Here is a 13,475-nt window from a genome sequence, read left to right as displayed (position 1 = left end):
GGTTGGGGAGAGCGTCGACGCCGTTGACACCGCCGCGAGATCGGTCCAGGCTAAACCAATGGCTGACGCATTCATCCTCGGTGGCGTGCGGACGCCCTTCGCGCGCTATGGAAGTTCGTTGTCGCACATCCGCACCGACGACCTTCTCGGGATGACGATGAAGGGCGCCTGCGAGCGGGTGGGTGTCGAACTGGGAGCGATCGAGGACGTCGTCGCCGGGTGTGTGAACCCGGCCCACGAGGGGATGGGCGACGTCGGCCGGTGGGCGGCGTTGGCGGCCGGCTTTCCCGACAGCGTCGCCGGGTCGACGATCAACCGCTTCTGCGGGTCGTCGCTGAGCGCCACGGTCAACGTCAGCCACGCGATCAAGGCGGGTGATCTCGGTGTCGGCATGGCGTGCGGCGTCGAGTCGATGTCGCGCTCCGGGTGGGCGTTGATGAAGGGGGACGCCGCCTTCAGCCCGAGGGGACCGGTCTTCATGCTGGACACGATGTGGGCAGGCGCCGGTGGGCCACCCAACCCCGCGCTGCTCGCCCGCAACGCCTACATCGCGATGATCGAGACCGCCCAGAACGTCGCCGACCGGTACGGGTTGACCCGCGAGGAGATCGACGCGTTCGCGTTGCGGTCGCAACGAAATGCCAAGGCGGCCCGTGATTCCGGTCGGTTGGCCAAGGAGATCATGCCGGTGACGATCGCGGCGACCCGCAAGACGCCGGAAGTGGTCTTCTCCCACGACGAGTTCATCCGCGACGACACCACCGCCGAGTCGTTGGCGAAGCTGCCCGCTCAGCCGGGCACCACCCAGATGACCGCAGCCAATTCGACGCCGCTGACCGACGGTGCCAGCGCGATCGTGATCGCGTCAGGGGAACGTGCCGCGGAACTCGGCGTGGAACCGCTTGCGCGCGTGGTCTCCTCGGCCGTGTACGGCATCGACCCCCTCGTCATGGGGTTGGCGCCGGCCTGGGCGATTCCGCTCGCGATCAAGAGGGCCGGGCTGACGCCCGATCAGATCGACGTGTGGGAGGTGCACGAGGCGTTCAGCGCCCAGGCGCTTGGCGTACTGCGGGAACTGCCGAATCAGTTGGACGGCTTCGTCGTTCCCGACGAGAAGCTGACTCCCAACGGGGGAGCGGTCGCCATCGGACATCCGTTCGGGGCGACCGGGACGCGTTACGTCTTGACGTTGGCCACCGAACTGCGCGAGCGCAACGCGAGGTACGGCGTCGTCGGCGTCTGCATCGGGTCCGGCCAGGGTGTCGCACTGGTGCTGGAGAACCCGAACGCCGCTTAGAGGAAGTCGATCTTCGCGGAGTTCTCGCCCTGTTGGCCCATCAGGGTGGTGTAGGCCTCCATCACGATCTCACCGTCGTCGTGGATGCAGGTGTTCTTGCTGACGACGATGTCGGCGCCGAACCGCTCCTGCACGGACACGATGTCGAAGTGACACCACAGCCGGTCGCCCGCCACCACCGGCCGCTTGTAGACGAACTTTTGGTCGACCTGCACGATCTGCATCGACTCCAGGCCCACGTCGACGGTCCGGAAGAAGCCCTTCTGCGCGAGGATGGCGAACAGCGTCATGAACGTCGCCGGAGCCACCAGCCCGGGATACCCCAGTTCGGCGGCGGCCTTCTCGTCGAGGCTGACGGGATCGTCGCACTTGATGGCGGCGGCGAACTCACGGATCTTCTCGCGGCCCACCTCGAAGTAGTCGGGGTATTCGTAATGCATCCCGCGGATGTCGGTCTTCAATGCCATGAACTACGAATCTGCCTCTCGCGACGGGGTTCTGGGTCGTCCGGGGTGGTCAGTACTTTCCGAAGGCGAGCGCCACGTTGTGTCCGCCGAAGCCGAACGAGTTGCTGATGGCGTACTCGTAGTTGCCGGGGCGGGGTTCGCCCGCGACGACGTCGAGGTCGATCTCGGGGTCCAGGTTCTGAAGGTTCAGGGTGGGCGGGACGACGCCGTCGCGCAGTGCCATCACGGTGAGGACCGATTCGACGGCACCCGCGGCACCGACCGAGTGGCCTAGCGCCGACTTGGGGGCATAGATCGCCGCGGAGTTGCCGATGGCGCGGTTGATGGCAGCCGCCTCGGCCACGTCGCCGACCTTGGTGCCGGTGGCGTGGGCGTTGACGTGGTCGATGTCGCCCGGTGTGAGTCCGGCCAGCTGGACGGCGCGGGTCATCGCGTGGGCGGCGCGTTCGCCGTTGGGGTCCGGCGCCACGATGTGGAAGCCGTCGGAGGTGATGCTGGCGCCCATCAGCCGGCCAATGATGTTGGCGCCGCGGGCTTTCGCGTGCTCCTCGGTCTCGATGACCATCAGGGCACCGCCCTCGCCGAAGACGAAGCCGTTGCGGTCGACGTCGAAGGGGCGGCAGGCGCCGGCAGGGTCGTCATTGGTGTTCGACAACACGATGCGCATCTGCGCGAACGCGGCGATCGGCACCGCCTCGATCCGGTTCTCGACGCCACCGCACACCGCGATGTCGGCCTCACCGAGGACGATCTGCCGCCACGCCTGGGCGATGCCCTCGGAGCCGGACGCGCACGCCGACACCGGCGTGATGACGCCCGCCTTGGCGTGGCGGTCCAGGCCGACGGCGGCCGCGGGACCGTTGGGCATGTACATCTGGACCGCCAGCGGCGAGACGGCGGCCATGCCGCGCTCGCGCATGTCGTCCCAGGCGAAGACCAGCGCCTCGGTGGCACCCATGCCCGTTCCGATGGACACCGCCAGGCGGTTGGTGTCGACCTCGGGGTTGCCGGCGTTCTCCCACACCCGTCGGCCCAGCACGGTGGACATCCGCTGGACGTATCCCAGACGCCGCTTCTCGATCCGGGTCAGATCGGCCTCGAAGTCCTCGTGGAGGTGACCGCCGATGCGAACGGGAAGGTTGAACTCCTCCACGTAGGGGTCGTCGAGCAGGCGGATGCCGCTCTGCCCGTCGAGCAGGGCCTTCCAGGTGTCGTCGGCGCCTGCGGCGACCGAGGTCGTCATGGCGATACCGGTGACGACGACGTTTGGAAGACCGTTTCCGGTGCTCAGACCGGCGACTTGGGACGAGTTGACTGACGTCGACACGAGAGAGACCCCCACGATGAAGTACACGAGTGGCTGGCCCTCTGCTGGACCTGCGGAATGCTCCGCGGCACGCCGGGCTGGGATTGGATCCGACAGCGCCACGCGGCTCTTAGGAATCTTATACAACTCGCCTTGTCGGCGCACCTGGATGCTTGAGCTGCGCGTATCCAGGTGCGCGGCGTACCGTCGAAACATGGTCGATTTGCCGCGGTACGGCGTGTGGGCGGCCTTTGCTGTGGCGGGGGCGCTCGGCTGTGCGCCGGCCGCGGCCGCCGACCCGTCGTCATACAGTGGTCGTGCCGCCGACACCGTCGTCGCCGACTTGCAGGCTCAGGGGTACAACGTGTCGATCAACTGGGTCACCGGGTTCGACACCAAGCCGTTGTCGGACTGCCGGGTGACGGGGGTGAACAACCCCGGTGACATCGCACCGACCGACGGCACCTTCACCACCGTCTACGTCGACGTCGCGTGCCCCAACGGGGACGACGGTGGATTCAGGTTCGGGGCGGGGCTCGGCTAGTCGCCTACCGGGGCAGCTTCGCCGCGATCTGGTCGGCCACGGTGGCGGCCTTGGAACCGGTGGAGGCGTCTCTGGTGCACGCCTGGACGTCGACGATCACGTTGTTCTCGACCTTCAGCACGCGCTGGCAAGACGCGACCCCGATGGCGTCACCCCTGGTGAACGGGATGGCGAGTTCGGTGTCGGTCTTGGTGAGCGCACCGCTTCGCCACCTGGGCAACGGCTGGTCGTTGAGGGTGATGTTGACGTTGTGGTCGGTGCACTTCGACCAGCGGTCCGCCGACTGGGTGAAGAAGTCGCGGGCGGCGTCGGTGGAGGGGTAGTTGACGACCGACTGCACGACCAGGTTCTGCCAGTTGTCGGTGTCCGGTGATCGCAACAGCTCCTGGCGCAGAGCGATCCAGCCGTCCTTGCCGTAGACACCGGCTTCGTTGACCTGCCAGATGCCAAGGCAATTCAAATTGGGGAGCAGATTGCGGTGGTCGCTCATCGCGTCGACGCGTGGGTGCGCGACCATTCCCGTTGTCCCCATTGCGGAGTCGACCTCGCCGACGGTGAGCAACGCCGCGTCGAGTGCGTTGGCGGGTACCAGTTCCGGCAGCTTGGGTGGCGACGTGGTCTGATTCGCGCACGCCGCTAGGGTCAATGTCGTGGCGAATGCGAAAACCGTTGCGATGAAACGCATCAACGGACGTCAGGCATGTGTGCCTGCCGCAGCGCAGGCCTCCTGGGCGGCGGTGGCGTCGTTGTTCATCTCGGTCGCCGTCGTGTTCAAGCTGTCGCCGGGAATGCGCAGTGCCATCTTGAGGAGGAGCTTGGTGGCGTCGGCTGACCAGGCGCGCATCGGGTTGGCCACGTTGGGGTCCAGTCCGGGCGTGCCCGCTGAGTCCATCGCGACACCGGCGGCTTGGCGCAGGGCGGTCCTGCCGACCTCGTTGCTGCTCTGCACGGCCGGGTCGTTGTAGTTGGAGCCCTCGAACGAGTCGGAGAACTCGCCGTAGTAGGTAGCCGCGCCGTCGAGTGCCTGAGCGAAGTTCCCGCATGCCACGACGGCGGCCGGGGCGGCGTCGTCCGACACCGGAGCGGCGTCGACCTGCACTCCGGGGTCCGGAGGCGCGGTGTCGTCGGCGAAAGCGGTTGGTGCAGGGGCGAATCCCATGCCGAGGCAGATCGCCGATGCCGCTGCGGCTCGCGTCCATGCGCTGGATGACGTCAAGGCTTCCTCCAAGGTGGTCGGTGTCGCAGTCGAACCAGGGAAGGCCGACGATCCCGTCTTTCGGGTGCCAACGGCCACCGTTGGCCAGTCAAGCGTCCAGCTGGTGAACGGCCGACCAACGCCCGCCGTCCAACGCCGATCCATCCGACCAACCCGGGCTGTGAGATTCCCGGGAACGTAATTGCCTGTGACTCAACGCTTTCGGGGCCTTCGTGACGGCGCACGCTGGACGGAAACGCGGCGGCAACCGTTGGCCTTCCGTTCACCGCGTGGAAACCCGACCATTGGATGCTTCGCCGCGACAGATCCGTTATCTGCTTGAGATTTCGACCACGAGAGGCGCCGATTCACTCATGTTGAACCGTTTTGCGACGCTGGCAGCTATTTGCATTGCCATCCCGGTCGGGACGGCGCCCGTAGCGCTCGCCGATCCGCCGGCACCGGACCCCGCCGTGCAGCCCGTTGGCGCCCCCGTCCCCCCACCGGACAACGGCGGCGTTCCGTCGGCAGCCCCGGGAATCCTGACCACCCCCGACGGCTGGACGCTCAACGTCGTCGGAAGCAACGAGACGCAGCTGCCGGTGGCCCCGCTGACTACCGCCATCTCGTCTCGCGAGTACCTCATCTCGGGAACGTTCACCGGAACGATCACCGGTGGCGGCAAGACGAAGCTGGCCGGCGGCACGATGGAAGCCGGCGAGCAGATCGGCTGCGGCATCATCTCCGACGAGACCGAGATCAACCCGGGCGCGAGCATCACGCCCGGTTTCGGAGCATTGGGTGCCCCCTCGTTCAGCGCGGGAATCAGCCTGCAGGGCAAGGTGTATCTGAAGCCGGGCACCGTCACCACCGTGGCGCTGGACAAGAAGTCCTTCAAGGGAACCTCGACCCGCATCACCCTCACCGGGGTGCGCGTCAAGACCGACCAGTGCGCGGGACAGTCGTTCATCCGCTCCTACGCCACGCTGACCAGCTCGACCGACAACACCGACGACGTCATCACCTACCTCGGCGTCACCAAGTCCGTCTAGCAGCCAGCCGCCCTCCCCGAACTCGAAAGGCTTTGCCATGTTGAATCGTGTTGCCCTGCTGGCTACGGCTTGCATGCTGTTCTCGATGGGCGCCGCGCCCGTCGCCCTGGCCGACCCGCCACCGCCGGACCCCGCCGTCGCCCCGGTCGGTGACCCAGGTCCGTTGCCGGACAACGGGATCGTCGGCTCGTCCGAGCCTGGTGTCGTCACCACCCCGGACGGCTGGACCCTGACCGTCGCCGCGACCAACGAGTCCGAACTTCCCGTCGCACCGCTGACCACGGCGCTGTCGTCCCGTGAATACCTGGTTGGCGGCACGTTCACCGGCACCGTCACCGGCAAGGGCAAGACCACGCTGGCCGGTGGCACGCTGGAGGCGGGCTACCAGATCGGCTGCGGCATCGAGCTGGGCCAGGTCCGCCTCATCGGCCAGGCCGGCATCAACGTCGGCGTGGGACTCAACACCGCAGGCGGCGCCCTCAACGGCGTCGGCCTCGGTAGCGTGTCGTTCCCGCTGTCGGGCACCATCGAGATCCACCCCAAGCCGGGCACGGTGTCGACGGTGGCCGTGGACAAGAAGACGTTCAAGGCAGCCCCGGTGCGCGTGACGCTGAAGGACACCCACGTCAAGGTCGACGGGTGTGTCGGACAGTCGTTCCTGCGGTCCTACGCCACGCTGACGAGCTCGACGACGGACACCGACGACGTGGTGGCCTACTACGGCATCACGAAGTCCGTCTGACGCAACACCTTCCGGCTACCACACCAAGGACGAGGCACATGGCAATGATTGACCGACATCGCATCGTCGCCACGGTGTGTGGCCTGGCTGCCGTCGGAGCGGCGGTCGCCTTCCCGGCGACCGCCGTGGCCGACGACCTTCCCCCCGAACCGCTTCCGGTTCCCGGGGACCCCGCCCTCCCACCGCCTCCTGGGCCAACGGTGCCAGGGCTTGGGGCGCTGGGTCCGACGGGGCTCGACGTGCTGGCGCAGAACAACGCGCCTGCGGTGCCCGGTGCACTCGGCGCCCCGTCGGTCGTGGGCCTCGACCAGAACAGCCTGCTGGGCCAGAACCCGGTCCCCGAGGCACCCAACGGCGGCACGGGCGCCGTGCCGAACCTCAACGTGTTCAACAACGGCTACGGTGCTCAGCAACTCAACGACGTGCCGTCGGCGCCGGGGCAGGGGACTCAGTTTGGGGTCGCGCCGGGCGACGAGAACGCTGACGTCCGCAAGGGGATCTGGTTTGGCCGGTGGATCGACTTGCAGCGCGACGGCAGAACCTACGGCGGGCTCGGGCAGGCCCCGCAGCAGCAGCTCGGTGAGCCGCTGCCGGGTACCGCACCCCCGCCAGGGACCGTCATCCCACCGGGATTGGTGCAGTTCCTGCCGGACCCGGCGGACGGTCCGACGCCGCCTCCCGGCCTCATCCTGCCGCCTCCGCCCCCGCCGCCTGCGGGTTAGGGCCGCGGCTCGGGGACGGGCATGTCGATCAGACCGTTGAGGTCGGCGTCGGCCTGCTCGTCGGGAAGGGCTCGCGACGGGAGCACGATCAGCGGCCGCTCGTCGGGGCCCGCGTCGGCTCTCATCGGTGCGGCGCAGCCCATGCCGAACCTGGTGGGGGCTGGAACGCCCGCATATTGGAGGCAGCACGCGCTGACGAAACCGTCGACGTCCTGGTCAGGAGGGGGCGCCGTCGTGGTGCATTGGGCGTAGGCGTCCACGTCGAAGACGGGCGAGGCGTGCGCGACGCCGCTCGGTGCCGCCAGGCACGCGAGGGCAACGGCGGGCAGCACTAGCCGGTGACGTCTCTTGCGGGACCTGCTGGTGACTGCCATCTCTGCTTTCTATCAGAGGGGCGTGTTCGCCGGCGCCCATAGCGGCATCAGGGCGTCCACCAGTGGTCGGACGTAGTCGGTGTGGTCGTCGGGGTCGGCGGCTTCGAACTCGGCGATCTCGACGCCGACGACGTCATTGCGGCCCAGGCGACGGGCGACGGCGGCCAGGGCGTCGAGGTCGAGCCCGCCCGGCACGCGGTAGTCGGTGGGCACCGTGCCCGGTTCGAGGACGTCGCAGTCGAGGTGGAAGTAGACGGGTGCGTCGCCGACGTAGTGGTCGAGCCGGTCCATCAGGTGCGGGCCTGCGGCGAGCTTGACGGTTCCCTCGTCGACGAGGGCCTGCTCGGGAGGGTCCAGATCACGAGTCCCGCCAAGCACGATGCGGTCGGGCACTAGCCCTGACCCCAGACCGGAGTCCCACCAGCCGACGGCCGCGCTGAGGACCAGCCCGCCGAGGTAACCGGTCGTCGAGCCGGCCGGGGTGTTGAGATCGGCGTGGGCGTCGAACCACACCACGACGGCATCCGGGCGCAGCGTGGCGACGTTTGGCAACGTCGCCAGGGACGCGGCACATCGCGACGCCGCCAGCACCGGCACGTGGCCCCGAGACAGCATGTGGCCGTGGGCATCTCGTAACTCGGTGAGCCCGGGAAGGGCGGCGGGCAGGGCCTGCTCCCACGGGGCCGAGGTCGCCGGTCGTGGTTCGCCGATTACGGTCGGCTCGAGACCGAGGCGCCGGCTCAGCTCTTGGCCGACGATCGGCGCACCCGCCATGCCGCGGTCGTTGTGGTCACCGGTGGGTCCGACGAACACCAAGAGCCCGAGATCGCGTGCCGACATGTCGGGAATGCTAGTGATCGCGTCGTGCGCGGCGCCACGCATTAAAACGCCTGGTAATTGTGGACTTGCGGGTCCATTTTTGGATGGGCAGGCTGACGTCATGGCACTCGATCAGTACTACCTTCTCGGCACGTCGGGCCTTCGCGTGAGCCGCCTGGCGTTGGGCACCATGAACTTCGGCACCGGCGGCTATCACGCCGCCTACGGCAAGTCCCTCGACGAGAGTCGGCCCATCTTCCGTCGCTACCTCGAGGACGGCGGGAACTTCGTCGACACCGCGGACTTCTACACCGCCGGTGAGAGCGAGACGATCCTGGGCACGCTCATCGCCGAGGCCAAGGTGCGCGACCGGGTGGTGCTGACCACCAAGTTCACCAACAGCGTGGCCCCCGGTGACCCGAATGCGGGTGGCAACGGCCGCAAGCACATGATCCGTGCCCTCGAGGACTCGTTGCGCCGCTTGCGAACTGACTACGTAGACCTGTTCCTGCTGCACACCTGGGATCGGCTGACACCGGTCGAGGAGGTCCTGCGCACGTTCGACGATCTGGTGCGGGCGGGCAAGATTCGCTACGCCGGCTTGTCGGACGTGCCGAGTTGGTATGCGGCGCAGGCGCAGACGTTGGCGAGGGCGCAATCGTCGCCGCCGATGATCAACTTGCAATTGCCGTACTCGCTGGTGGAACGTCAGATCGAGGTGGAACACGTCCCGATGGCGCAGACGCTCGGCCTAGGACTCACGGCGTGGAGCCCGCTCGGTGGTGGCTTCCTCAGCGGCAAGTACCGCCACGACTCCACGCATGGAATCACCGGCGACGGCCGGTTGAGTACTCCTGGCGGGTCGGGTCTTCCACTGACGGAAAGGGATTGGCAACTGCTCGAACCGCTGGAGACGGTGGCCGACGAGTTGGGTGTGACGATGGCGCAGGTCGCCGTCAACTGGGTGGCCACCCAGCCCGGCATCTCCTCGGCGATCGTCGGGGCGAGCAGTTCCGATCAGCTCGGGTCCACCATGGCGGCACTTGACTTCGAACTGCCTGCCGAGCTGCGGGCGAAACTCGACGAGGCAAGCGCCGTGGCGCCCGAGTCGGTGTACCGGATGTTCACTCCCGAATACCAGGGTCAACTGATCAGTCCGGGTGTCAAGGTCGGCGACCAGCCGGCAGGCTATCGACCTGCCATCCGAAACTGGTTGCCGGACAACACATGACGTACGACGAAGCCCCGCGATCCGACGGACCACGGGGCTTCGCACGTGCATGGGTCAGCTGATGCCGACGACTTCCTGAGCGATGCCGGCGATGCGGGTCTGGGCTGCCGACACGACACCCTGACGGGCCTTGTGAGCCTCTTCGTAGGCGAGGATCGCGCGGACGTCGGCGGGGTTGGTCAACGCCTTGATCTCGCTGACGGCCTCGGATACGTTCAGCTCGTCGTAGCCGTCGACCGGCAGTTCGCTCGAGTCGAGCGAGCCCGTGGCGGTGCGCGCGGAGTGCAGGACGTCGGCGGCACGCTCCGCGCCGCCCTCGCGGATGACGGCTTCCGCGGTCTCGAGTGCGGCGTCCCGCGACGCCGACACGGTCTTGCTGGCGACGTCGCCAACGCGCTTGCCGCGGTTGATCAATTCGCTGACGGCCAGCGGCGTGGCACGCACGGTGTCCACGGCCTTGTCCAAGCTGCGAACCGACCAGTTGACCGGCACGTTCACCAGTTGGATGGCGGTTCCGGCGGCGGCCTGCAGCGGGGTCCGGCGCAGAGCGGCCGGTCCGCCGAGGGCGTCTTCGGCGAGAACGGTGGTCAGCCAGTCGACGGTCGCCGCGTGGGCGGTGATGAGCCGTGACGCGAGCGCCTCGACGTCGGACTCCTGGGCGGCGACGGCGAGCGCCTTCACGTAGCGCGCGCGATCGAACAGCTGGTGCTCGAGCGCGAGATCGCCGAGCAGCGCCTCGTCGAACGGCTGCGCCTGCTCGGTGAGGGCCTTGACGGCGGCGGCGGCACGGCCCAGGAACGGACCGATGACGTCGGGACGGCCGCCAAGCTGGCGGATCGCCTTCTCGATGGCCTCGGCGCGGTCGCGACCGTTCTGGGCATTCTGAGTCAGTTCGCGTCGGACGGCCTCGGTGCGGGCCTGGGCAACGCGGGTCTCGGCAACCTGAATCTCGGTGTTGGTCAGGTCGAGCAGCGCACGCAACTGTGCGATCAAGGTATTGGTGGTGATGGTCATATTGGGTTCGCCCCTTCGGCGTTGATGTGTCTCGGCGCGGGGTGCACCTACCCAAGTTGCGTACCCGTCGCACGATCTGGTAATCGCCTCGACGCGGCATTGTGGGCCAGGTCTCAGGGGGTCGGACGGCGTTTCTTGCGGTGACTGGTGTCGCACAGCGGATAGGTCTTGCTGCGTCGACAGGTGCAGATCGCCACCATGAACCGATCGGATTCGACGGCCGACCCGTCGGGCGTCTCGACGCGTACCGGACCCTGCACCATCATGGGACCGCCCGCCGTCAGGCGGACGAGCCTGACGTCCTTGTCGGGGGTGGCGGGTTCCTCGTCGGTCGGCACTGTTCGGGGATGCCCCTGTGCGAGGCACGGGAAACTGCTCGCGGCAGGTTTCGAACAGACGTGCGACGGATATTCCCAGCGTGGAGGTGATGTCAGTGAGCGACGATGCGCAACAGGCGCCGAACGAAACCGCTGAGAAGGACACGTCGGAATGGGTTACCGGTGACGAGCCGATGACCGGTCCGCAGCGCAGTTATCTGAACACGTTGGCCCAGGAAGCCGGGCGGGAGGTGCCCGACGACCTGACCAAGGCGGCCGCGTCGGACATGATCGACGAACTGCAGCAACAGACCGGCCGCGGCGCCAGCAGTTAGTGACACGATTGGCAGTGTGCCGGAATCGTTGCCCGAGGGATTCGCCGTCACCGCGCCCGCTCTGCCGCGGCCGGTGTTCACGCGCCAGTTCTGGGGTGACCTGACCTTCGTGCACTGGCCGGTCGACCCGGGCGCCGTCGCGCACATGTTTCCCGACGGCGCCCGGCCCGACGTCTTCGGCGACGGGCAGACGTGCGTGGGTTTGGTGCCGTTTGCGATGAGCCAACTGTCGCTGGGCTTTCCGCGTGCCATTCCGTACTTCGGCCGCTTCCTCGAGACCAATGTGCGGCTCTACTCCGTCGACGACAACGGCAGGCGCGGCGTGCTCTTCCGTTCATTGGAGACCGCGCGGCTGGCCGTCGTGCCGGTTACCCGCACGGCGCTAGGCACGCCGTACACGTGGGCGAAGATGCGGTTGACCCGCGACGGTCGCCGCATCACCTACGACAGCGTGCGCCTGCTGCCGCACCGCGGATTGCGCTGCAGGGTCGGCATTGAGGTGGGGCCCGTCGTCGAGCCGACGCCGCTGGAGACGTGGTTGACCGCCCGATGGGGCGCGCACACCCGCAAGGGCGGCCGCACGTGGTGGGTTCCCAACGAGCACGTGCCGTTTCCACTTCACTCGGCCAGGATCGTCGAGCTGACCGACGACTTGGTCGCCGCCGCCGGGGTGGAGCCCACGGGGGAGCGTCTACGCGGGCTGTATTCGCCGGGGGTGCTGGCGAGCTTCGGCAGGCCGACGATGCTGTAACTCAGGATGCCAGCGCCGCGATGGCGGGGCCGTACATCGTCTGCTTGATGGAGCCGAGGGTGCCCGGGTCCTTGCCGCCAAGCGGCCCGAGCGAGGCGACCGCGTCGTCGACGACGGAACCCTCGGCGGCGGTCGCGTCGACGATGCCGAAGTGCAGTGCGTCGCCGCCGCCGAACCGGCGCCCGGTGGTCATCGACGCCACGGCGGCCGCGGGGGTGAGCTTGGCCTGGATCAACGCGGCCATGCCCGGGGTGAACGGGATGCGGATGTCGACCTCGGGAAAGCAGAAGAAGCCTCGATCGGCGCGCATGACGCGGAAGTCGTGGGCCATCGCGAGCATGGCGCCTGCGCCGAAGGCGTGCCCGTTGAGTGCGGCGGCGGTCGGCATCGGGCACGTCAGCACACGGGCGAAGAGGGCGTGCACGCGTCCGACGTAGGACTGCATCTGGTCGCCGTGCGACAGCAGCCAGTCGAGGTCGAGGCCGTTGGAGTAGAACTTGCCGGTGCCCGTGGTGACCAGGCCGCCGGCCCCGGAGGAGACGACGTCGTCGAGCAGGCCCTCGATGTCGTCGAGCGCGCCGAGCGAGAACCGGTTCTCGTCGTCGCCGAGATCGAGGACGGCGATCGCGTCGGTGTAGGTCACGGTGATGGGCATGGATTGCTCCTCGTTGGTGGGGGCGGCGGGCCGTCGGCGAGCACTGCGCGTACCGCCGACGTGAGTTGGTTGCGGGCCCACGGATCTTCGATCCTGTTGCGAGACAGCAGAATCGCGGTGGGCAGGTCGACGATGCACAGCGTGATCGCGTCGACGGCCTTGGCGTCCTTGCGGTTCCACAGGTGCGTCGAAAGACGAATCATCAACCCGATCAGGGCGCGGTCCAACTCGGCAAGGTCGGCGACCACGTCGTCGGGCAGGTCGTCGCCGAGCAGTTGGTCGCGGTCGACCCGTAGGAGCAGGCGCGAGGACTGCGGATGGAGACCGAAGAACACCGCGGGTGCGTCGGCCGCTGCTACGACGGCCGACACCGGATCGGCGCCGTCCTCGGCGAGAGCCGACTCCACCAACTGGTTTTGGACGTCGAGGAAGGCGCGGGCGGCGCGGAGCCAGGTCTGCGCGAGCAGGTCGCCCCTGGACCGAAAGCTGTGGTAGATCGCGCCGTTGGACGTGCCCGCGGTGGCGGCGACCGCTCGGGTGGTGACACCCGCCGGGCCGGTCCGGACGGCGAGCGACTCGGCTGCGTCCAGGACCGTGTCACGGTCGTGGATCCGGGGGCGAGGCACGCCGAAAAGATAACAGAGCAATTGCTCT

18 protein-coding genes are annotated in these 13,475 nt (G+C 68.0%); 8 read left to right on the top strand and 10 right to left on the bottom strand.

Annotated features, from left to right (window positions below):
- Nucleotides 1-58: 58 nt before the first annotated feature.
- A complete protein-coding gene (locus B1790_RS29455; protein ID WP_079926826.1) occupies nt 59-1,297 on the top strand; it encodes a thiolase family protein in 1,239 nt (412 codons plus the stop codon).
- On the opposite strand, the gene hadC is transcribed toward B1790_RS29455, so the two are convergent.
- Both hadC and kasB read right to left on the bottom strand, forming a co-directional pair.
- Nucleotides 1,294-1,764, bottom strand: coding sequence for a (3R)-hydroxyacyl-ACP dehydratase subunit HadC (hadC, locus tag B1790_RS29450; protein ID WP_079926825.1), 471 nt, complete (start codon nt 1,762-1,764; stop codon nt 1,294-1,296). The genes B1790_RS29455 and hadC overlap by 4 nt on opposite strands.
- 49 nt (nt 1,765-1,813) lie before the next feature.
- On the bottom strand, nt 1,814-3,091 hold the full coding sequence (gene kasB / locus B1790_RS29445; RefSeq protein WP_079926903.1) for a 3-oxoacyl-ACP synthase KasB: 1,278 nt from the start codon (nt 3,089-3,091) through the stop codon (nt 1,814-1,816).
- A 193-nt stretch (nt 3,092-3,284) separates the two neighbouring features.
- Here kasB and B1790_RS29440 point away from each other — a divergent pair, with 193 nt between their 5' ends.
- Nucleotides 3,285-3,614, top strand: coding sequence for a hypothetical protein (locus tag B1790_RS29440; RefSeq protein ID WP_079926824.1), 330 nt, complete (start codon nt 3,285-3,287; stop codon nt 3,612-3,614).
- Nucleotides 3,615-3,618: 4 nt separating this feature from the next.
- Here B1790_RS29440 and B1790_RS29435 read toward each other — a convergent pair whose 3' ends face one another.
- Nucleotides 3,619-4,299 carry a sensor domain-containing protein gene (locus B1790_RS29435; RefSeq protein WP_079926823.1) on the bottom strand — a complete coding sequence of 227 codons (681 nt, stop codon included), beginning with the start codon at nt 4,297-4,299 and terminating at the stop codon, nt 3,619-3,621.
- A gap of 9 nt (nt 4,300-4,308) precedes the next feature.
- Entirely contained in the window at nt 4,309-4,830 is a 522-nt protein-coding gene (locus B1790_RS29430) for a hypothetical protein (protein ID WP_233165375.1), read from the bottom strand.
- Nucleotides 4,831-5,183: 353 nt separating this feature from the next.
- On the opposite strand from B1790_RS29430, the gene B1790_RS29425 reads away from it, so the two are divergent.
- Genes B1790_RS29425 through B1790_RS29415 form a run of 3 tightly spaced genes read left to right on the top strand, consistent with a single transcriptional unit; the run spans nt 5,184 to nt 7,325 of the window.
- Complete coding sequence (locus tag B1790_RS29425; RefSeq protein WP_079926821.1) at nt 5,184-5,861, top strand: MspA family porin; 678 nt, start codon at nt 5,184-5,186, stop codon at nt 5,859-5,861.
- Between the two features lie 37 nt (nt 5,862-5,898).
- The gene (locus B1790_RS29420; RefSeq protein WP_056552341.1) at nt 5,899-6,603 is read left to right on the top strand and encodes an MspA family porin; all 705 of its coding nucleotides are present in this window, start codon (nt 5,899-5,901) and stop codon (nt 6,601-6,603) included.
- Between the two features lie 38 nt (nt 6,604-6,641).
- A complete protein-coding gene (locus tag B1790_RS29415) occupies nt 6,642-7,325 on the top strand; it encodes a hypothetical protein (protein ID WP_056552344.1) in 684 nt (227 codons plus the stop codon).
- On the opposite strand, the gene B1790_RS29410 is transcribed toward B1790_RS29415, so the two are convergent.
- Together B1790_RS29410 and B1790_RS29405 are read right to left on the bottom strand one after the other, a co-directional pair.
- A complete protein-coding gene (locus tag B1790_RS29410; RefSeq protein WP_142271565.1) occupies nt 7,322-7,699 on the bottom strand; it encodes a hypothetical protein in 378 nt (125 codons plus the stop codon). The genes B1790_RS29415 and B1790_RS29410 overlap by 4 nt on opposite strands.
- Nucleotides 7,700-7,711: 12 nt before the next feature.
- Nucleotides 7,712-8,539, bottom strand: a complete 828-nt coding sequence (locus B1790_RS29405; protein ID WP_079926901.1) for an arginase family protein — start codon at nt 8,537-8,539, stop codon at nt 7,712-7,714.
- Nucleotides 8,540-8,639: 100 nt separating this feature from the next.
- On the opposite strand from B1790_RS29405, the gene B1790_RS29400 reads away from it, so the two are divergent.
- A complete protein-coding gene (locus tag B1790_RS29400) occupies nt 8,640-9,749 on the top strand; it encodes an aldo/keto reductase (RefSeq protein ID WP_079926819.1) in 1,110 nt (369 codons plus the stop codon).
- Between the two features lie 54 nt (nt 9,750-9,803).
- Here B1790_RS29400 and B1790_RS29395 read toward each other — a convergent pair whose 3' ends face one another.
- Entirely contained in the window at nt 9,804-10,763 is a 960-nt protein-coding gene (locus tag B1790_RS29395) for a ferritin-like domain-containing protein (protein WP_079926818.1), read from the bottom strand.
- Between the two features lie 113 nt (nt 10,764-10,876).
- Entirely contained in the window at nt 10,877-11,029 is a 153-nt protein-coding gene (locus tag B1790_RS29390) for a CDGSH iron-sulfur domain-containing protein (RefSeq protein ID WP_079926900.1), read from the bottom strand.
- 167 nt (nt 11,030-11,196) lie between these two features.
- Here B1790_RS29390 and B1790_RS29385 point away from each other — a divergent pair, with 167 nt between their 5' ends.
- On the top strand, nt 11,197-11,415 hold the full coding sequence (locus B1790_RS29385; protein WP_079926899.1) for a DUF3072 domain-containing protein: 219 nt from the start codon (nt 11,197-11,199) through the stop codon (nt 11,413-11,415).
- A 16-nt stretch (nt 11,416-11,431) separates the two neighbouring features.
- Nucleotides 11,432-12,166 (top strand): YqjF family protein, encoded by a 735-nt coding sequence (locus tag B1790_RS29380; protein WP_233165374.1) that lies wholly within the window; start codon nt 11,432-11,434, stop codon nt 12,164-12,166.
- Between the two features lies 1 nt (nt 12,167).
- Here B1790_RS29380 and B1790_RS29375 read toward each other — a convergent pair whose 3' ends face one another.
- Both B1790_RS29375 and B1790_RS29370 read right to left on the bottom strand, forming a co-directional pair.
- A complete protein-coding gene (locus B1790_RS29375) occupies nt 12,168-12,821 on the bottom strand; it encodes an enoyl-CoA hydratase-related protein (RefSeq protein WP_079926816.1) in 654 nt (217 codons plus the stop codon).
- Complete coding sequence (locus B1790_RS29370) at nt 12,806-13,447, bottom strand: TetR/AcrR family transcriptional regulator (protein WP_079926898.1); 642 nt, start codon at nt 13,445-13,447, stop codon at nt 12,806-12,808. The genes B1790_RS29375 and B1790_RS29370 overlap by 16 nt, the downstream gene beginning before the upstream one ends.
- Nucleotides 13,448-13,475: the final 28 nt, after the last annotated feature.

Source organism: Mycobacterium sp. AT1 (genome assembly GCF_002043095.1).
Taxonomy (GTDB): domain Bacteria; phylum Actinomycetota; class Actinomycetes; order Mycobacteriales; family Mycobacteriaceae; genus Mycobacterium.
This window is presented reverse-complemented; position numbering and strand designations above follow the sequence as displayed.